This is a genomic window from Pontibacter sp. 13R65 (genome assembly GCF_047525655.1).
Taxonomy (GTDB): Bacteria; Bacteroidota; Bacteroidia; order Cytophagales; family Hymenobacteraceae; genus Pontibacter.
The window spans coordinates 17,593-37,271 of record NZ_JBLIQL010000003.1; the positions used below are offsets into that span (position 1 = coordinate 17,593).

Genomic DNA, 19,679 nt, shown 5'->3' on the forward strand with positions numbered 1-19,679 from the left:
CAGATAAAACACAAGGCTTGAATAAAGGAGCAGAAAGAATTAGCTGTACCCTTGAAATAATTTAGCTAAAACGCTCTGGAAGGCCAAAATCATTAGAATAATTATCAGTAAATTAGTTTTTTAGCTCAGCGCCACGAGAAATTCTCCAAAGGCAGTTTTGCAATTATTTGAGTAAAAACAGCCTCCCAACGGCCTTTCATCAAAATCTTGTCAAGGGTTGACTTACATATATTACCATTATTACCATTAACAAGAAAGCCGATGCAAGTACTTGCATCGGCTTTCTTGTTAATGTCTTAAATCTAGCATCTAGTATCTAACATCTAAAAAGGAGGTTCTTCAAAATTGGAGGCAGGGAAACCACCGGCACCATTGTCGCCACCATCGTTCATGCGGCTGCCTAACCTGATAGAACCAGGAGATTCAGCATCGAAGGTGCTGTTGGGGAGCGCGTTAAATCCGCCATCGCTACCACTGCTGTAGTCGTTGTCGAGGTTGGTAAATTTGGTGTACTTGCCAATAAACTTCAGCTGCACGTTCTCCAGGGAACCGTTACGGTGTTTAGCAATAATAACCTCGCCAATACCAGCCGTGGGATTGCCCATCTCGTCTTCGGTGAGGCCGTAATACTCCGGGCGGTACAGGAAGAGTACCATATCAGCATCCTGCTCTATGGAACCCGATTCACGTAAGTCCGAAAGCATGGGGCGTTTATCACCACCACGCGTTTCTACCGCACGGCTTAGCTGCGAGAGCGCAATTACCGGCACGCTCAGTTCCTTTGCCAGCATTTTAAGCGCCCTCGAAATAGAGGCGATTTCCTGCTCACGATTACCTCCACCCTTGCCATCGGCGTTGCCACTCATTAGCTGCAGGTAGTCAATAATAATCATCTGAATGTCGTACTGCGCTTTCAGACGTCGGCATTTGGTTCGAAGTTCACGGATAGAAAGCCCCGGGGTATCGTCAATAAATATAGGGGCTTCGGTAAGCTTGGATATTTTATGGTTCAGCTGAGCCCATTCGTACTCTTCCAAGCTTCCTTTCTTAATTTTTTCAGAATCCAATTCGGCTTCCGAAGAAATTAAGCGGTTTACCAACTGCAACGACGACATCTCTAGCGAGAAGATTGCCACGCCCTTCTTGAAATCTACAGCAGCATTTCGCAGGCAGGAAAGTACAAAGGCCGTTTTACCCATAGCGGGGCGGGCAGCCAGAATAATAAGATCCGATTTCTGCCACCCAGAAGTTACACGGTCCAGGTTGGTCAGGCCACTTGGCACCCCTGTCAGACCATCGGTTTGCTTCCGCTTCTCCTCCAGTTCCTTCAGAGCCTGGTGCATGAGCGAGCGCATGTCGTCAAAGTTCTTCCGGATGTTCGACTCCGAAACCTCGTAGAGTTTTGCTTCAGTGCTATCGAGCAGGTCAAATACGTCGGTGGTGTCTTCAAAAGCACGTGTCAGTACTTCAGAAGAAATAGAAATCAGGTCCCGCTTAATTGAGTTTTCAGAGATAATACGGGCGTGATACTCAATGTTGGCTGCGGAGTTTACCCGCGATGTAAGCTGCGTAACGTAATAAGCGCCACCTGCCAGTTCGAGTTCTCCGATCTCCCGCAATTCTTGCGTTACTGTAAGGATGTCGATAGGCTCTGATTTATCAAACAGCGCCAGAATGGCCTTAAAAATACGCTGATGTGACTCTTTATAAAAGCTTTGCGGGCGCAGGATATCAATTACCGTTGTCAGGGCATCTTTCTCTAACATAAGAGCACCTAACACTGCTTCCTCCAGGTCGATGGCCTGTGGCGGCATCTTTCCAAGCTCCGACACAGCTGGTGCTTTTTTAGTCCAGTTGTTCCGGTTAGTAGCCGGCCTCACGTTCATTTTCATCTCCTCCATACCTACAAATTTAAACATGTTAGCTTTTTATTAATCCACAAAGCCGCCAGAGTAATCCACATTCGCCGGCAAGATATCAACATATTACCTGTTCCCTATTTTTATTTAGGGAATGAATTCTAAATTTGTGAGATTGCTTTAATACCTGCACGACATATGGAGAGAAAGGAATTTAATTATATTCACCTGATTGCAATTGGGGGGAGCATTATGCACAACCTGGCGCTGGCCCTGCATGATAAAGGCTTAAAGGTGACCGGCTCTGACGACGAAATTTTTGAACCCGCCAAAAGCAGACTGGCAGCGGCCGGCATACTGCCGGAGCAGGAAGGCTGGTTCCCTGAGAAGTTAGATGCTAAACCAGATGCGGTTATTCTGGGAATGCATGCGCGCCCAGATAATCCTGAACTTTTAAAAGCGCAAGAGCTCGGCTTACCCATTTTCTCATTTCCTGAATTTATTTACGAGCAGGCCAAAGACAAACAGCGCATAGTTATAGGGGGCAGCCACGGCAAAACCTCTATTACGTCCCTTATCATGCACGTGCTGCAACACCAGCATTTAAAATTTGATTATGCCGTTGGAGCACAACTTCAGGGGTTCGACCGCATGGTAAAGCTCACCGAAGATGCCCCAATCATTATTATCGAAGGTGACGAATACCTATCTGACCCGATTAAGCGTGTACCAAAATTTCACTTGTACCACCACCACATTGGTGTTATCAGTGGCATTAGCTGGGATCACATCAATGTATTCCCAAGCCAGGATGTGTACAGGGAGCAGTTCCGGATTTTTGCCGAAATGACTCCAAAAGCCGGTGCCCTTATTTATGATAAGGACGATGAGCAAGCCCAGCTGGTGAGTATACCTAGAACACCCGAAACAGTAGCTTATGTTGGCTATGGCGTGCATGAGCACAGCATCAGGCATGGCAAAACCATCTTACATACCAAGAAGGAAGGTGATGTGGAAATCCAGCTTTTTGGTGAGCACAACCTGCGCAACATCAGCGCAGCCAAAGAGGTTTGCAAAAAGCTGGGCGTAAAAGCCCATGATTTCTACGAAGCCTTGCGCACGTTTAAAGGCGCCGCCAAACGCCTGGAGAATATAGGGGAAAACAGCCAGTCTGTTGTTTTCCGTGACTTTGCTCACGCTCCTTCTAAAGTAAAAGCCACCACAGAAGCTGTAAAACGGCAGTACCCGCAACGCCATTTAGTAGCCTGCCTGGAACTGCATACGTTCAGCAGCCTCAACAAAGCGTTCTTGCCGCAATACAAAGCTGCTTTAGACCAGGCTGATAAACCAATCGTATACTTTAACCCTGCTACCATTGCGCACAAGCGCATGGAAATGTTAACGGAAGAAGAAATAAAAGCAGGCTTCGGCAACTCACGCATTCAAGTTATTACAGATTCGGACGTGCTGGAAGAGGAGCTGCATAACCAAAACTGGTCTAATACCAACCTGCTGCTCATGAGCTCAGGCACTTTTAATAATCTTAACCTGGAGTCGCTTCTTAAGGCAATTCTTTAATTTTAAACCTTGGCTCCTTTATGAAACTGAAGCTCAAACGCCCCATTATTTTCTTCGACCTTGAAACCACCGGCACCGACATCTGCAAAGACAGAATTGTGGAAATAAGTGTGCTTAAAATAAAGCCTGATGGCGAAGAAATTTTAAGAACCCGTCGCATTAACCCTACTATTCCTATTCCGCTGGAGTCGAGTCTGATTCATCATATTTACGATGAAGATGTAAAAGACTGCCCTACCTTTCAGCAGGTGGCTCGCGATATGGAGCAGTTTATGAAAGGCTGTGACCTGGGAGGATATAACCTGATAAAATTTGATATCCCGTTGCTGGCCGAGGAGTTTCTTCGCGTAAACATCGACTTTGATATAGAGAACCGAAATATTGTGGATGTGTGCCGGGTATTCCATCAAATGGAACAACGGACCCTGTCTGCCGCTTACAAATTTTATTGCGACAAAAAGCTCGAAAACGCTCACAGTGCGGAGGCCGACACAGTGGCTACCTACCATATTCTAATGGCGCAGCTAGACCGTTACGAGAACACACCATTGGAGACAAAGGAGGGAGTAGAGGAGTATCCGGTACAGAACGACATGGCGCAGCTGCACAAGTTCACCTTCCAGAAAACGGCCGATCTATCGGGCCGAATTGTGTATAATAATGCCGGCGAAGAAGTTTTTAACTTTGGAAAGCACCGCAACGTGCCGGTAGAAGAGGTCCTGAAAAAGGAGCCAAGCTATTACGACTGGATGATGAAAGGAGATTTTCCGCTTTACACAAAAAAAGTGCTAACGCGCATCAGGCTTCGGAATTTACAGAGCAGCATTTCTTAAATAGGTGTTTAAATCTAGTTTAAAAACACACAAGCTCTAAAATCAAAAGAGGCTGCCTTGTTCTTCCGGCAGCCTCTTTTGATTTTAGAGTAAGTTATACGAATAGAGAAGCTTATTTAGGCCACTTATCCTTCTGTCAGGTCGCGGTAGCGTCTTAGTTTAACCCCTCGTTTTAATAACGTATTTCCTTCTGTTATCTGCTGTTTACAATTTGTTGTATCTGAAGGGTCGCCGCCATCGCAGGAGCATCCAATAATCTCGTTCCCTTTAAAAATAAAAAGGCAGAAGCCACAGCTGGTAGTACCGTTGCAGATGTATTTTGTTGCTGCCGAACCAAGATACAGGCTATTGTCAGAGGCAACATCCAGTTGCAAGGCCATAGAGCGGAAGGCACCATTCAGCAGGCCAATTCCAACAACATAATAAGCAGGAGCACTTTTCTTATCGTCCTGCACCTTACGAATCATTACTTTATCTACCACTGTGCCATCTCCAAACTCCTGAATAAAAGGCTGCAGCAACTGCTCACGCGATACGATATAGTCTACAGAGTCGAATACCACCTGTGCCAGCAATTGCCCATCATACTCTTTTTTGGCAGCAGGTATGTCCACTTCACCAGCCGTGTCTGCTGATGCTTCAGCTTCAATGGCATCTAACAGTTCAGTATCACTTTCCTCAGGCAGGCCCTCGCTATTGGTACAGGCAGCCGTCATAAAAAACATGAAGCAACAGCTAAAAAGTAAAGTTTTATTGCGCAGTGCAACAGCACAGTTTAGAATAAGGGTAGGAATAGTCATGTTGATATAGAAAACTTAACAGTGCAATATAGTATTATAAATTCTTAATTTAGTTTTATATAATATTAAACTTAAAATGGCCCGAAAAATGGCTGTAATAAGCTATAGTTGCTGTTTTATAAGTTTGCAGCAAGTATTCAGCTATCACAAGTCCCTTCTTCGGGCCATGGTAAGGCAGGCTCTAGATTAAAACCTAGTGTGCAAAACCCTGAATATTCAGTAGTTAACTCGCTACTACCCCTATTAGTTACCTTTGTAGTATTTCTGAGCTTCGGGCATTAATCTGCGCAAATTGCTGATACGGGTATCCGAGCTGGGGTGTGTAGACAGGAACTCTGGTGTTGAGGCCCCTCCTGCTTTTGCCTGCATACGCTCCCAAAACGGAATTGCTTCCTGCGGGTTATAGCCGGCCATAGCCATAAAAATTAATCCCAGGTGGTCAGCCTCCGACTCCTGATTTCGTCCGTATTTCAGCATTCCCACCTGCGACCCTACGCCATATACGGTGTTAATGAGCGCCTGCGTAGTTTGAGGTTGTGTACTGGCCAGCGCCTGCAGGGTAACACCACCAAACTGCTGAGCCAACTGCTGGCTCATTCTTTCGCTACTGTGCTTGGCAATAGCGTGCGCAATTTCGTGCCCCATTACAACAGCCAAACCTGTTTCGTTTTGAGCAACAGGAAGTAAGCCAGTATATACCACTGTTTTACCACCAGCCATTGCCCAGGCATTTACCTGGTCATCTTGTATAAGGTTAAACTCCCACTTAAACCCATCCAACTGATTTGATAAGTTATTCTGGGCCATGTACTGCTCTACAGCCTTCTGAATACGCTGACCTGTTCTTTTTACCATGGCAGTAGCCTGGGCATCGTTCGAGAGTTTATTTTCCTTCAGAAACTGGTCGTATGCATCATAGCTGAGCGCCATCATCTGGGAATCTGGCACCAGACTGAATTGTCTCCTGCCTGTAATGGGAACCGTTGTACAGGCTACCAACATTACTACGGCTAACGAAAAAGTGACTATTTGCTTTAACATATGCTTAAATTTTTAAACGGTTAAGATGACTGTTTCAAATTTTGAACCAAAACTACAAAACCGCTTTTTCCTAATTAAATATATAAGTTATTAAATACTAAAAAATATGACCGTCTGTTGCTATAGAAGCTGTTACCGGCGCTTATTATAGTACAATATAATTGTTGGTGTATACGATATTTTTGATGTAAATAGTTTTTGAATACAATCGCAGAGACGGCCGGAACATCCTTTCTTAACTGCTACTTATGCAGCCTTATAGCGCAATGAAATGGAGAGAGGCAGTTAACATGCCTGCTAGGACCAGCTCTTGCTGCAATTGAAGCATACTACTATATTTTACTTGAAATAGTTTTTTGATTCTGCTAATGAAAATGGCCTTCCGGAGGCTTTTCTAGAGCCAACTTGCCAAGGTAATAGCTGACAGTTTTTCTGATCAGGAAAGTGAGTTTAAAATTAGCGGGGGACTCAATTAATAGGTAAGCCTTTTAACACTAAGCTTTTGCAGGCTCAACATGGTACTATTTTCAACCTACATCCCCTCCCCTTGCGGCTGTCGTAGCAGGTTTTGCCTTTGCGGACAATAAAGTATCTCCTATAAACGGCCTAAACTTTCTGTTGATTTCTAACATTTTTTACTGCAATCAAACGTTAGAAAGGCTAATTTTGGAATCAGATAAATTGATACTCCCGATATGAAAATTATAGCCATAGGTCGCAACTACGCGGCACACATTGAAGAACTGAAGAACGAGGTGCCTGACGAGCCAGTCATATTTTTTAAGCCCGACACTGCCTTATTGCGAAACAACGAGCCTTTTTATTACCCAGACTACTCCAACGACATCCACCACGAAATTGAGCTTACGCTGCGCATTTGCCGCGAAGGCAAGAACATAGACAGTAAGTTTGCCAGTAAATACTACGATGCCATTGGCTTGGGTATAGATTTTACTGCCCGCGACATTCAGGCTAAGGCAAAGGCTAAAGGTCTGCCCTGGACCATTGCCAAAGGCTTTAACGGCTCTGCTCCTATCTCAGAGTTTCTGCCGGTAAGTGAGTTCCCCGACCTCAGCAACATTAACTTCAGCCTGAAAGTAAACGGAGAGCTGCGCCAGAACGGCAACACCAGCATGATGCTTAACACCTTCGATAACATGCTGGCTTATATTTCCCGCTTTATTACGCTCAAAACCGGCGACATTATTTTTACAGGCACACCAGAAGGAGTGGCTTCTGTAAAAACTGGCGACAAATTAGAAGGATTTATAGAAGATAAAAAACTGCTCGATTTTGAAGTTAAGTAAACGCCTCCCCCTTTTAATAACCTTTGCCCTTTCTTCCATTTCTCTTCTGGCGCAGCCTACGGTGCAGCCTGGCTACTTTATGTTTCCTATTAAACCGGGGCAACGTAACTTTTTGTCGGGCACAATGGGAGAAATCCGTTCCAATCACTTTCATGGCGGCCTCGATATTAAAACCGATCAGCGGGAAGGCCTGAATGTTCATGCGGCTGCAGACGGGTATATTTCGCGTGTAAAAATGTCGACTTACGGGTATGGCAATATCATTTACATTACCCACCCCAACGGGCTGGTAACTACCTATGCTCACCTGCTGTCGTTTTACGAACCTCTGGCCGAGCACGTACTGCAGGAGCAATACAACAAAAGAACCTTTGAGATAGAACTATTTCCAAAACCAGATCAGTTCACGGTGAAGAAGGGAGATGTAATTGCCCTCTCTGGTAATACAGGCGGATCAGGCGGTCCGCACCTACACTTTGAGGTACGCGATAAAGAAGACCGACTGTACAACCCGCTTAAGTTTGGTTTCTCTGAGGTTATAGACACCACGCCACCCGAAATTTATGCGCTAGGCATACTGCCCTTAAATATTTATGGCCGCATTAACCAGGAGTTTAGCAGAGCAGAGTTTATTCCTAAAAAGGCAGGTGGCACCTATATCTTGCCAGACACGGTGTATGGCCATGGCTTGCTGGGGCTGGAGCTACAGACCATAGATCGCCTCGATGGCGCTGACAACAAAAACGGCACACAGGACATTACCGTGTTCGTAAACAACCGGCAAATTTACAACCACCATATAGACAAGGTACCATTTGAATTGTCGCGCCAGGTGTCGCAGCACATTAATTACACCATGTATAAACGCAATGGCCGCACCTTCCAGAAAAATTTTGTAGATTATGGTAACGACCTGCCGCTGTATTCAGCTCCGGAGAACCGGGGCCGCCTGAATGTGCACCCAGATTCCACTTACCAGATCCGCATTGTAGCTAAAGACTCTTACGACAACACGTCTACGCTCAATTTTGTGCTGAAGGGCCAGAAACCAGGTTTTTCGCAGACGCTGGCAAAGCAGGTAAAAGAGCCTAATATAGGCTACGAAGTAATTGGCAATATTCTCAAGATTAGCGCCACCGATACCTCTGCCACCCCGCGCAATGTAGAGCTTTACAAAGGCAACCGGAAAATGCTGCTCGTTCCGAGCTACACCAAAAACTCAGTTTCCGTAAATCTTTACGACCTGCGGGCCGGCTTCCCTGATTCTATGAGTTTCTGTGGTATTTCAAGACCGCTTTACTTCCAGAAGGCGATCCTACCTGGCAAGGAAATGGAGTTCTCAAATAAGTACTTAAAACTTGAATTCGGGAAGGCCTCGCTGTACGACACTTTGTACCTGCAGACCAATCTGGAAGGCGATGTATACACCATCGGAGACTATTTTACACCACTGCACCAATCTATAAAAGTAACCATTACACCCTCTACTCCTATTGTAGACAAGTCCAAAGCGTTTGTCTATTTTATGGGGCTTGGCCGGGGCCGGGGTTTTGTAGGTGGCACCTGGAACGGAAACTCCATCACCTTTACCACCAAAAACATGGGTAAGTTCAGAGTATTGGAAGACAAGAAACCTCCGGTGATAAAGTTGCTGAGCAAAAGCAGAACCCAGATCAGGTTCCGGATATCCGACGACCTTTCCGGGCTCAGCTCCTTTAACGCCTTCATAAACGGCGAATGGCTGCTGATGAAGTATGAGCACAAAACAGCTACCATTTACTCAGAAAAATTAGATAAAAGTAAACCTCTGGTTGGCGAAGTAACTTTAACTGTAAGAGATACTGCCGGAAACGAGGCTATTTATAAGACAACTATTCAATAAAACCTATGGAACTGAAAACAGGAGACCTGGCACCCGATTTTGAGAGCAAAGACCAGAACGGCAACCCAGTAAAATTAAGCGATTACCGGGGCAAGAAAGTGGTACTTTACTTTTATCCGAAAGATGACACCCCTGGCTGCACGGCACAGTCTTGCAACTTGCGCGACAATTACAGCGCCCTGCAAGCGCAAGGCTATGAAGTGCTGGGAGTGAGCGTAGACGATGAGGCATCGCACCAGAAGTTCATCAACAAGTTTGGCCTTCCTTTTACGCTCGTAGCAGACACCGACAAAAAAATTGTGGAGCAATATGGCGTATGGCAGGAAAAATCGATGTACGGCAGAAAGTACATGGGCACCATGCGGTACACCTTTGTGATAGATGAAAACGGCGTTATTCAGGAAGTCATTACCAAAGTAAAAACTGCCGACCACACCGCCCAGATTCTGGGGAAATAGTATTACAGTACCCTAAGCCTAAATCACAAATAAATACCTTTGGAAGGCCCCTTTCATTAGAAGAATTGGATACTGCATTGCCCAGCACAATTGACCCATATAAGAATCTCTTTTCTACACGTAGTTAGGAAAGAGATTCTTTTTTTGTACTCGTGGCGATTTGCCACCTCAAGTAGGTTCACTACATTAGCAAGCATACAAACCCTAATTAGTTTTTGCAGCAATGAGTTTGATTAAAGCTAACCTTAGGGTAAATTAGAACCGAGCAACACAACTTTTTTTATAATTGTGTATCAATACTTTATAAAAACAAGATAAAGTTTAGCGAGGTACCTTGGTAGCTACCTTTCTACTTGTAGCTACCGAAAAGCTATTTCTGCGGGTCATTTAAAGCAGCAGCCAGATAAAGTTTTAAGAGTTTTCAGTATAAGATTGTAGGAAAACAAAGTTATTCAGATATTTAACGAACGAACTAAACTGTTGCTGAACCGCTTCAGCAATACCTATTTTAAGTCATTTGGCTATGAAACAAATAGATAATGCAAATAAAAAGCGCATATTTTGTCTCATAGTTAGCACTTTACAATAATATTTGTATTTTTGACACTAATAATTTTTAACGAAATCTATCGAAGTGAATCCACACAACAAAAGCACTGAAGAACTAAAGCAGATTGCGTCACAAGTGCGTCGTGATATCGTGCGAATGGTACATGCTGTAAATTCCGGTCACCCGGGTGGCTCCCTGGGCTGTACAGATTATTTTGTTTCGCTTTATTTTAGCGTAATGAACTACAGCACCGACTTTACTATGGATGGTAAAGGCGAAGACCTCTTCTTCCTCTCCAACGGCCACATTTCGCCAGTTTTCTACAGCACTCTGGCGCGCGCCGGCTTCTTTGAGGTAAGCGAGCTTGCCACATTCCGTAAACTGAACTCCAGGCTGCAGGGTCACCCGGCCACTGAAGAAGGACTGCCAGGCATTCGTGTTGCTTCCGGCTCACTTGGCCAAGGTTTGTCTGTAGCCATTGGTGCTGCGCTTGCCAAGAAACTGAACAACGACCCTAACTTAGTCTATGTGCTGATGGGCGATGGCGAGCTGGATGAAGGACAGGTATGGGAGGCGATTATGTTTGCCCCACATAACAAAGTAGATAATATTATTGCCACTGTAGACTTAAACGGTCAGCAGATAGATGGATCTACCGAAGAAGTTCTTTCGCATGGCGACCTGCGCAAAAAATTCGAAGCCTTTGGATGGCACGTGCTGGAAGCAGACGGCAACAACTTCGAAACACTTTTACCTGCATTGGCAGAGGCAAAAGCGGCCACTGGCAAAGGCAAACCTGTGCTTATTCTAATGAATACCGAAATGGGCTTTGGTGTAGACTTTATGATGGGGTCTCATAAATGGCACGGTGTAGCTCCTAACGACGAGCAATTGCAGGTTGCCCTGCAACAGTTAGCTGTAGAGGCTGCTTCTGATTACTAGATAAACCTGGCTGAGCCGGCTGTGCCTTGAGCCGGTTGGCTCTGCATGTTTTACAGGTCCTGAAATGGCAGCATGACACACTGGCGTAGCATAATTGCCCTCTTTTGCCTACTGCTGCTGATGGCAGCGGCAAGGCCATGCATTGCCCAGGAACCAAAGCAGAAACAGCCTGTTACGCGTATTCTCTTTCTGCTCGATGCATCGGGCAGCATGTTGGCCAAGTGGGAAGGCAGCGACCGCATGGAGGTTGCCAAAAAACTGCTGGCCGGGCTCACAGACTCGTTGCAACAGTACCAAAACCTGGAGGTAGCCCTGCGTGTGTATGGCCACCAGTTCGGACGGGAACGCAACGAGTGTAAAGATACCCGCCTGGAAGTTCCGTTTGCCGCCAACAACAAGGAGGCGATACAGAAAAAGCTGGCGCAGATTGTGCCGCGTGGCAACACACCTATCACGTATTCGCTGGAGCAGTCGGCGAACGATTTTCCGGATGAGAAAGGTGCCCGTAACGTGGTTATTCTGATAACTGATGGGCTGGAATCCTGTAAAGGCGACCCTTGCGCAACCTCCCTTGCGCTACAACGCAAGCGAATTTTCCTTAGGCCGTTTGTAATCGGAATCGGAATTGAGGCAGAGCAGGTACAACAGCTTAATTGCATCGGGCAGTATTTTAATGCAGCCGATGTGCGTACGTTCCAGAACGTGCTCACCGAGATTGTGCTCCAGACCCTGTCGCCAACTACTGTAACGGTAGACCTGGTAGATGAGGCTGGCAGGCCAACCGAAAGCAACGTGAACATGACGTTTGTGAACGCGCTCACAGGTGTACCCGAGTACAATTTTGTGCATTACAAAGATGCGGCCGGTAAATCTGATAAGCTCGATATTGATGCCCTGTTGCCATACGACCTGGTTGTGCATACCACACCGCCAGTTGTAGCGCGAAGCCTCCATATTAAGCCTGGCAGGCACAATGTGTTTCCGGTAAAGGCACCGCAAGGTGAGCTTTACCTGCGCCAGGATGGTCCGTCGCCGTATGGGCAGTTGGCAGCGGTGGTAAATCTTGCTGGTTCAGAAAGCACCTTACACGTGCAGTATTTCGGGAGTAGACACAAATACCTGGTGGGCAAATACGATCTGGAGCTGCACACCCTGCCCCGGATTTACATGAAAGAAGTGGAGATAAAACAGGGGCAACCCACTACCATCTCCATACCGGCACCAGGTCAGCTGAACATACCCACTGACCTGCAAGGTTACGGCAGTATTTACAGCATAAGCGACGACGGATCGCAGCAGTGGATACATAACCTGCCAGAGCAAAGCAGTAAAACTACCCTGGCCTTACAACCAGGCAACTATAAACTAGTTTACCGCATGAAATCCGCCCATGCGAGTAAATACACCGATGTGAAAGACTTCACGATAAGATCAGGCGCAACAACAACCGTAAAAATTTTCAACAGATAAATGAAAGGAGCATGTCACGGAAATCAGCAGTACAGGATGAACCGCCACGACATGCAAATTCCATCTGACCTTTAAGAACAATCATACAAATGAAAGAGTATTCTTATTCAGAGAAAAAAGACACCCGTTCCGGATTTGGAGCAGGTTTACTGGAACTTGGCAGGACTAATCCAAATGTGGTGGCCCTTTGCGCTGACCTTGTGGGCTCTCTTAAAATGGGCGACTTCATAAAAGAAAACCCAGAGCGCTTTTTCCAGATCGGTATTGCCGAAGCCAACATGATGGGCATTGCAGCCGGTCTGACGATTGGTGGTAAAATTCCGTTTACAGGTACATTTGCCAACTTTTCCACAGGCCGTGTATACGACCAGATCCGTCAGTCTATTGCCTACTCTGGCAAGAACGTAAAAATCTGCGCTTCGCATGCTGGCCTTACCTTAGGTGAAGATGGTGCCACCCACCAGATTCTGGAAGATATTGGCATGATGAAAATGTTGCCGCACATGACCGTAATTAACCCTTGCGACTATAACCAGACTAAGGCTGCCACCATCGCCATAGCTGACTACGAGGGCCCAGTTTACCTGCGTTTTGGCCGTCCGGTAATTCCGGTGTTTACGCCTGCCGATCAGAAATTTGAAATTGGTAAAGCAGTAATGCTCAACGAAGGAACTGACGTAAGTATTTTCGCTACCGGCCACCTGGTATGGAAAGCTATTCTGGCTGGCCATATTTTGGCAGAGAAAGGCATCAGCGCCGAAATTATAAACATCCACACCATTAAACCACTCGACGAAGCTGCAGTATTAGCATCAGTAGCAAAAACCAAATGTGTGGTTTCTGCTGAGGAGCACAACCGTTTAGGCGGCCTTGGCGATAGCATTGCCCAGTTGCTCGTGCGCAACACGCCACTGCCTATGGAGTACGTTGCCACCGACGATACTTTTGGTGAAAGCGGTACCCCAGACCAACTGATGGAAAAATATGGCTTAACAGAAAATGACATAGTAGCAGCTGCCGAGCGCGTAATCGCCCGCAAGCAGCAGTAAGCGCTACCAGAACATCAAAAGAGGCTGTACCTTAGCAAAGGGCAGCCTCTTTTTGTTTTAGCTGAAAGAATATAAATTTCTACTCCTCCGGCAATAGGCTGTAAAGCTCAACGTTAAAAGCCGAGGCCCTGCCCTCTTTTGGTTAAAATCAGCTCTGGAAGAGCCTTTTCATTTGAATAATTTGTGTGTGCCGTAACTTAAAATGTATGCCTCCATTTCCTTTGCTCCTAGGCACCAGAACAGGGCTCTACCTGCTTGTACTTACTGCTTCTGTTCCGGTAACAGCTGCACTGGCTCAAAACAACGACACAGTGCACACCGTTGTTCGTCGGGTTTCCGTCACAAAACAGCCAATTCAAAAATATGAATCTACAGACCTCTCGGCCATTGTAGATGAACACAAGACTTCCATAGAGGTGCTGTCGCTATTCAAGCCGGAAGAGATCATAATGAAACCTGTCAGGAGCCTACAAGAAAGCCCAGACCACCTGACCATGCAGATCGATGTAAAAGAGAAAGCGCATCCGGTTCTGACGTACTTTGAGCAAAAAGCAAAGTTGCGGTACAACGGCACACTTTATCATCATAATGAAATTCCCGATATAAATCCCTCTAAAGTAGCCAGCGTCACTTTTGAGGATTTTACTGGCACAATGTATGAGGGACTTTTAGAGAACTACCTGGAGGTAAAGCTGTACGGAGAAGAGCATATGCCATCAGAAAAGACGGTGTACAGCACAGAGCCGAAAGAAATTATGCTATATGATGTAGATGGGACCATCACAGACAGAACCGGATTACAAAAACTTAAGCTCAAACCAGGCACTTTTACCAGAAAAACCCTCTTTGGCCAAGAGGCTGTAAAGCAATATGGCGACATGAAATTTGCTGACGGCGTTGTTATTATCAGAACAAATAAATAAGAACAAAACCGGCATAAACCATTTGTTCAGCAGGCAGAGCAATTTAGTACCTGATCATTTTTTACCGGTTAATCATTTCACTTTAAATTTAGAAGCACTACCCCTCTCAGTACCGACACCCCGTGGAAGACAACGAGATCTTAGAGAAGTTCGCCAGCCCCGACAGCCGAAACATGGCGTTTAACCAGCTTATCCGGAAGTACCAGCAGAAAATTTACTGGCACATCCGGAAGATGGTGATCGACCACGACGATGCCGATGATCTTACGCAGGAGGTTTTTATTAAAGTCTGGAAAAACCTGGAGAACTTCCGGCAGGATGCACAACTCTACACCTGGGTGTACCGCATTGCCACCAACGAGTGCCTTACCTTTTTATCGAGCAAACGTAAACGGTTTTTTCTGCCCATACTAGACATCACCGAAGAACTTGCAAACAAAATAGATACCTCCCCGGAAATCTCCGGCGATGAGATACAGCTTAAACTTCAGAAGGCGTTGCTCCGTTTGCCCGACAAGCAGCGCCTGGTCTTTAACATGCGCTACTACGATGAACTTAAATATGAAGAGATTTCAGAAATTTTGGGCACATCGGTAGGTGCTTTAAAAGCCTCTTACCACCTGGCCGCAAAAAAAATAGAGGAATTTCTGAAAAACGATTAAACTATTACAACCTTTTTCTATCTAACAAAATAGAGTGAGGTAAATGTGACGAGAGATGAAGCTAAATAATATACCTAAACATAATATTTACAAGGTGCCTGAGGGCTACTTCGACCGCCTCCCCCAGCAGGTAATGGAGCGAACTGCCCACCAGGGAGCGGGTGTGGCAAGCCCGGCATTCTCTTACTGGAAACCGGTGCGCTTAGCTTTGGCACCACTTGTGCTGTTGCTCTTGTTCGGAAGCGTGTTCTTTTTAAATATGCAGCAGGAACAAAAGCAGGTCGATATAAACGCTTACGCTACCGTGCTGGCCGACACCGAAATTGTAGCTTATCTAAGTACTGCCTATGTAGACCTCGAAACATCAGATTTTGAAGAACTTAACCTGACCAAGCAGGAGCTAACCTCCGACTTTATAAACATTAGTCCGGAAACGGCTGAAAAGGAGTTGGAATATTACCAACTGAGTAATTTAAACTATTAATACACCCATGAAACAGTATATCACCCTTTTACTTCTCTTTATCTGTTGCCTGGCCGGAACTACCGCCATGGCTCAGACCGATAATGAGAAAGACAGGCGCGAAAACGTGGAAAGTGCAAAAGTCGCTTTTCTGACAGATAAAATGGCTTTAACCCCAGACCAGGCACAAAAATTCTGGCCTGTTTACAAAGAGTTTGAAAACAAGCGCCGCGAAATATACCACTCCTACAAAGGGAGCCACCGCAAAAAGATAGAGGAGATGAGCGACCAGGAGGTAAAAACCATGGTAGAGGACTTGTTTGTAATGAAGCAAAAAGAGCTGAATCTGGAGCAGGAATACGCTGCCAAATACCAGCGTGTTATTTCAACCAGGCAGCTCGCACAGCTTTACAAAGGAGAACGTGAGTTCACAAAAATGCTCCTCAAAAAGCTCGACCACAAACCACAGCACCAATAGCACATACTATTACCATCAACAACAGCAGAGGCCGCCTTCTATAGAAAGCGGCCTCTGCTGTTGTTGATGGGTTGGAAGATCGGTTAAACAGCTTCCAATAAAAAGTTTATATCCTCGCTCGGTTTAAATTCCTGAGGCTTCAGGCCCTGCAAAAACACCCGGGCTGTATGTGGGCCCAACAGTTGCAGCTTTTCGCCTTTTACCTGTAGCATGCTTCCCTCCCGCAGGCCAACCACCGGTTGCGTGTTATGCACATGAAACTCCTGTATGCGGGTTTCGCGCGTTTCGCCCATGTGTGTAGAGTCTGGCTCAGGGTCCTGGTAATGTGGGTTAATGTTGAAAGGCACCAGCTGCAGCGCATCAAAAGTTTTAGGAAAAACGATAGGCATGTCGTTGGTAGTACCAATAGTGCGACCGGCAACATTGGTACCGGCACTGGTGCCCATATATGGCATCCCTTTTTGTACACGCTCCTGTATAGGCTTTACCAGTTGCTGCATATACAGCTGTCTCAAAAGCAAAAAGGTGTTGCCACCGCCAATAAAAATACCTTCTGCCTGCTGTACCGCCGCTACCGGGTCTTTAAACTCATGAATTCCTTTCAATTCAATCCCGATCCGGTCGAACCCTTCTTTGGCTTTAGCGGTATAGGCTGCGTGCGAAATACCGCCTGGCCTCGCAAAAGGAATGAAAAGAACGGTTGTTTTGCCTTCGAAAAGCGCTCTCATCTCTGCTTCACAATGTTCCAGATAAGCGGTACCGTGGGTGGTGGAGGTACTTACCAACAATAAATTTCTGCTCATACTTGTAAATATAATGATGGCGCAAGTTAGATATTTTTCTGCTGCGGACGAGGCCTTACTTAGTCACACCTGCGCGAGCTATACCTATAGGCTGAAATTATTCTAATGAAAAAGGCCTTCCGGAGGCTTTTTCACGCTTTAGATCCTAGGGGATCAGTGCTAGTTTTTAATAATCTCCTCTCCTCTTGTGAGCCATCCTTAGCTTTCAACTTAGAGGGGTATGCGCCCACTTGATTATTCTAATAAAATGTGCCTTCCGGAGGCAAAAGCTACCTGTTACTGCTAAGGCCTTTAAGATGAGAAGCCGGTACCAGGCATAAGACTATGATATTGCAGTTTAACTTTTCAGATTCAATTACCTATCAGTAAGTGTGAGGCATGTTCACCACATGAGTTATGATTCTGCAGTTAGAAGAGTATTAGGTTTTTACCTTCAGATGAATGGTTTCCAGGTAAGGCTCCAGGGCGCTATGACTGGTTAAAGCACGTACGAGGCCGATGCTCTTCAGATCATAGAAAAACCACAGCTCCACGTAAAAATCATAAAGCCAATATAAATCTATTTTACACCAACCCTTAATCCGGTGATGCAGATAATGCCCCTCCTGCAACACCAGTTCTGCCTGCATGAGTGGGGGCAGGTTGTTAAACTCTTCTGCACTGAACATAAAATTTTAATTTTTCATTAAGCCCATAGTCTCGCATACGTTGCTCACTTAGATTTAAACAGTAGCAGCTACAGGCTTTGCCTATATAATAGCAAAAAAGGCTGCCAGAGCAGCCTTTTAGGTTTAAACGTAGATATCCTGATTTTGATTTAATTCAGGTGAAGGGTGTAAAGTTCAAACCGATGCGAAGCAAAACTCCAGTGTGAAGACGATGGGTGAATTTCTACGCCATCTTCGTCCAGAATTGTAACCGCAAAACCTTCGCCCTGGTTAATTGGCTCCGTGAAGTGCTTTACCGGGTATACTTTGCCTTCCTCAATCCACTCTTCTGGTTCGAACGTTGGTCGCGACGCATCTACGCACTTTGCGTAAACCATCATATAGCTTGGGGGTACAAATAAGTTTACCATATCTATTCAACTTTTCAGAAAGATAAAAAATTCCTGTAAGGCAGGAAATATTGATCGGTTAAATTGTAAATTCTTTAGAAACATACCTCTCAAATACTGTGCCTCGATCTTTGTATTGGAGTAAGGCACTTGGTTCTTTGGTAGGCAGTTTACTACTGAATTGATTACAACTGATATTTACGAAAAATATATTAGATATCAAAAATCATGTTCGCAAAAATATATTGTCAGTTTTGCCCCAGAACCGGCATAAGTCTTAGCCACTTTCGTTTCTGAGCCGTAATAAAAGCCGTTGCGGTTCATAATTTTTTAATAAAATGACACATTCTCATGCAAACAAACTATGATCTGACAAATACTGGCAGCAAGCATACTTTTTATGTAGCCCCAGGCGTGTGGGGATTGAAAACAGTATTTGTTAACCTCTATTTTATTAAAGCGCCATCTGTTCCGGGCGAAGCTGACTCCTGGGTTATGGTAGATGCCGGCATGTATGGCTCAGCCTCTAAAATCAAGAAGGCGGCCGAGGAGCTTTTCGGCAAATTCAACTGGCCAAAGGCCATTCTGCTCACCCATGGCCACTTCGACCATGTGGGTGCACTAAAAGAGCTTGCTCTGGAGTGGGATGTGCCTGTGTATGCTCACAATATGGAGTTGCCTTACCTAACTGGTTTGTCGAACTACCCACCACCCGACCCAAGCGTTGGCGGTGGAGGTATGGCATATTTATCGTTTATGTATCCTAAAAAACCAATTGATATTACCTCTAACATTGAGCTCCTTCCAGACGATGGCACCATTCCAGGTCTACCGGATTGGAGGTGGATCGAAACTCCTGGCCATACGCCAGGCCACGTTTCTTTTTACAGAGAATACGACCGCGTATTGCTGGCAGGCGATGCCTTTGTAACAAGACACGGGGAGTCTGTAACGTCGGTTATGACACAGAAGCGGGAGGTGCATGGTCCACCGGCCTACTTTACCCCCGACTGGATAAGTGCACAACGATCGGTAGAAAAATTAGCTAGCCTGCAGCCGGAAATAGCGGCTACTGGCCACGGTATGCCCATTCAGGGGCAAGACCTGCAAGAACAGTTACGTGCATTAGCTTCGAACTTCAGAGCAATGGCTGTGCCTAAACAAGGTCGGTATGTAGCCGAACCCGCTATTGCCAATGAGCAGGGCGTGGTAACGGTGCCACCGCCTGTAGGCAACCCTATAGGCAAAACCTTGCTCACCGTAGGGTTACTATCTGCCGCAGGAGTGGCTCTTGTACTTTGGAACAAACAAAAAAAACAAGCTGCCACCCGCAAGAACATCCTGTACCACAACAGACCTACTTCCGGAGCACCTTATGCCGTTACTATAGAAGAAGACAATCCGAACGCTTACACTAACAATTATCCCTAAAAAGAACGGGACCTGATGTAGTACATCAGGTCCCGTTCTTTTTAGGGACTTAAGTAAGATCTTCGATTTTGAAGAGTATAAAAGTGAAGTTTA

The 19,679-nt window shown here is 45.7% G+C and carries 19 protein-coding genes; 13 read left to right on the forward strand and 6 right to left on the reverse strand.

Annotated features, from left to right (window positions below; genetic code table 11):
- Nucleotides 1-323: 323 nt before the first annotated feature.
- The gene (dnaB, locus tag ACMA1I_RS04590; RefSeq protein WP_414703871.1) at nucleotides 324-1,901 is read right to left on the reverse strand and encodes a replicative DNA helicase; all 1,578 of its coding nucleotides are present in this window, start codon (nucleotides 1,899-1,901) and stop codon (nucleotides 324-326) included.
- A gap of 156 nt (nucleotides 1,902-2,057) precedes the next feature.
- Here dnaB and ACMA1I_RS04595 point away from each other — a divergent pair, with 156 nt between their 5' ends.
- Both ACMA1I_RS04595 and ACMA1I_RS04600 read left to right on the forward strand, forming a co-directional pair.
- Complete coding sequence (locus tag ACMA1I_RS04595; protein ID WP_337067114.1) at nucleotides 2,058-3,437, forward strand: UDP-N-acetylmuramate--L-alanine ligase; 1,380 nt, start codon at nucleotides 2,058-2,060, stop codon at nucleotides 3,435-3,437.
- A 20-nt stretch (nucleotides 3,438-3,457) separates the two neighbouring features.
- A complete protein-coding gene (locus ACMA1I_RS04600; RefSeq protein WP_337067115.1) occupies nucleotides 3,458-4,270 on the forward strand; it encodes a 3'-5' exonuclease in 813 nt (270 codons plus the stop codon).
- Nucleotides 4,271-4,395: 125 nt separating this feature from the next.
- Here ACMA1I_RS04600 and ACMA1I_RS04605 read toward each other — a convergent pair whose 3' ends face one another.
- A complete protein-coding gene (locus tag ACMA1I_RS04605; protein WP_337067116.1) occupies nucleotides 4,396-4,995 on the reverse strand; it encodes a hypothetical protein in 600 nt (199 codons plus the stop codon).
- A gap of 318 nt (nucleotides 4,996-5,313) precedes the next feature.
- On the reverse strand, nucleotides 5,314-6,111 hold the full coding sequence (locus ACMA1I_RS04610) for a M48 family metallopeptidase (protein WP_337067117.1): 798 nt from the start codon (nucleotides 6,109-6,111) through the stop codon (nucleotides 5,314-5,316).
- A 695-nt stretch (nucleotides 6,112-6,806) separates the two neighbouring features.
- Here ACMA1I_RS04610 and ACMA1I_RS04615 point away from each other — a divergent pair.
- The 10 genes from ACMA1I_RS04615 to ACMA1I_RS04660 all read left to right on the forward strand — a co-directional run bounded on the left by ACMA1I_RS04615 (nucleotide 6,807) and on the right by ACMA1I_RS04660 (nucleotide 16,295).
- Nucleotides 6,807-7,418, forward strand: a complete 612-nt coding sequence (locus tag ACMA1I_RS04615) for a fumarylacetoacetate hydrolase family protein (RefSeq protein ID WP_337067118.1) — start codon at nucleotides 6,807-6,809, stop codon at nucleotides 7,416-7,418.
- Nucleotides 7,405-9,300 (forward strand): M23 family metallopeptidase, encoded by a 1,896-nt coding sequence (locus tag ACMA1I_RS04620; RefSeq protein WP_337067119.1) that lies wholly within the window; start codon nucleotides 7,405-7,407, stop codon nucleotides 9,298-9,300. The genes ACMA1I_RS04615 and ACMA1I_RS04620 overlap by 14 nt, the downstream gene beginning before the upstream one ends.
- A gap of 5 nt (nucleotides 9,301-9,305) precedes the next feature.
- Nucleotides 9,306-9,758: a thioredoxin-dependent thiol peroxidase gene (gene bcp, locus ACMA1I_RS04625; RefSeq protein WP_337067120.1), complete on the forward strand. Its 453-nt coding sequence runs from the start codon at nucleotides 9,306-9,308 to the stop codon at nucleotides 9,756-9,758.
- Nucleotides 9,759-10,392: 634 nt separating this feature from the next.
- Nucleotides 10,393-11,250 carry a transketolase gene (locus ACMA1I_RS04630; protein WP_337067121.1) on the forward strand — a complete coding sequence of 286 codons (858 nt, stop codon included), beginning with the start codon at nucleotides 10,393-10,395 and terminating at the stop codon, nucleotides 11,248-11,250.
- A 72-nt stretch (nucleotides 11,251-11,322) separates the two neighbouring features.
- Complete coding sequence (locus ACMA1I_RS04635) at nucleotides 11,323-12,720, forward strand: vWA domain-containing protein (RefSeq protein ID WP_337067122.1); 1,398 nt, start codon at nucleotides 11,323-11,325, stop codon at nucleotides 12,718-12,720.
- 89 nt (nucleotides 12,721-12,809) lie between these two features.
- Nucleotides 12,810-13,769: a transketolase family protein gene (locus ACMA1I_RS04640; RefSeq protein WP_337067123.1), complete on the forward strand. Its 960-nt coding sequence runs from the start codon at nucleotides 12,810-12,812 to the stop codon at nucleotides 13,767-13,769.
- Nucleotides 13,770-13,975: 206 nt separating this feature from the next.
- Nucleotides 13,976-14,692 (forward strand): hypothetical protein, encoded by a 717-nt coding sequence (locus ACMA1I_RS04645; protein ID WP_337067124.1) that lies wholly within the window; start codon nucleotides 13,976-13,978, stop codon nucleotides 14,690-14,692.
- Between the two features lie 122 nt (nucleotides 14,693-14,814).
- Complete coding sequence (locus tag ACMA1I_RS04650) at nucleotides 14,815-15,354, forward strand: RNA polymerase sigma factor (RefSeq protein ID WP_337067125.1); 540 nt, start codon at nucleotides 14,815-14,817, stop codon at nucleotides 15,352-15,354.
- A 55-nt stretch (nucleotides 15,355-15,409) separates the two neighbouring features.
- The gene (locus tag ACMA1I_RS04655; protein ID WP_337067126.1) at nucleotides 15,410-15,838 is read left to right on the forward strand and encodes a hypothetical protein; all 429 of its coding nucleotides are present in this window, start codon (nucleotides 15,410-15,412) and stop codon (nucleotides 15,836-15,838) included.
- A 7-nt stretch (nucleotides 15,839-15,845) separates the two neighbouring features.
- Complete coding sequence (locus ACMA1I_RS04660) at nucleotides 15,846-16,295, forward strand: hypothetical protein (protein ID WP_337067127.1); 450 nt, start codon at nucleotides 15,846-15,848, stop codon at nucleotides 16,293-16,295.
- An 83-nt stretch (nucleotides 16,296-16,378) separates the two neighbouring features.
- Here the strand turns inward: ACMA1I_RS04660 and pepE are convergent, their stop codons facing one another.
- The 3 genes from pepE to ACMA1I_RS04675 form a co-directional block, all read right to left on the reverse strand.
- Nucleotides 16,379-17,098 carry a dipeptidase PepE gene (gene pepE, locus ACMA1I_RS04665; protein WP_337067128.1) on the reverse strand — a complete coding sequence of 240 codons (720 nt, stop codon included), beginning with the start codon at nucleotides 17,096-17,098 and terminating at the stop codon, nucleotides 16,379-16,381.
- A gap of 419 nt (nucleotides 17,099-17,517) precedes the next feature.
- Nucleotides 17,518-17,766 (reverse strand): hypothetical protein, encoded by a 249-nt coding sequence (locus ACMA1I_RS04670; protein WP_337067129.1) that lies wholly within the window; start codon nucleotides 17,764-17,766, stop codon nucleotides 17,518-17,520.
- Nucleotides 17,767-17,915: 149 nt separating this feature from the next.
- Nucleotides 17,916-18,146, reverse strand: coding sequence for a hypothetical protein (locus ACMA1I_RS04675; protein ID WP_241738986.1), 231 nt, complete (start codon nucleotides 18,144-18,146; stop codon nucleotides 17,916-17,918).
- Between the two features lie 360 nt (nucleotides 18,147-18,506).
- Between ACMA1I_RS04675 and ACMA1I_RS04680 the strand changes: the two genes are divergently transcribed.
- Nucleotides 18,507-19,586 carry an MBL fold metallo-hydrolase gene (locus tag ACMA1I_RS04680; RefSeq protein WP_337067130.1) on the forward strand — a complete coding sequence of 360 codons (1,080 nt, stop codon included), beginning with the start codon at nucleotides 18,507-18,509 and terminating at the stop codon, nucleotides 19,584-19,586.
- Nucleotides 19,587-19,679: the final 93 nt, after the last annotated feature.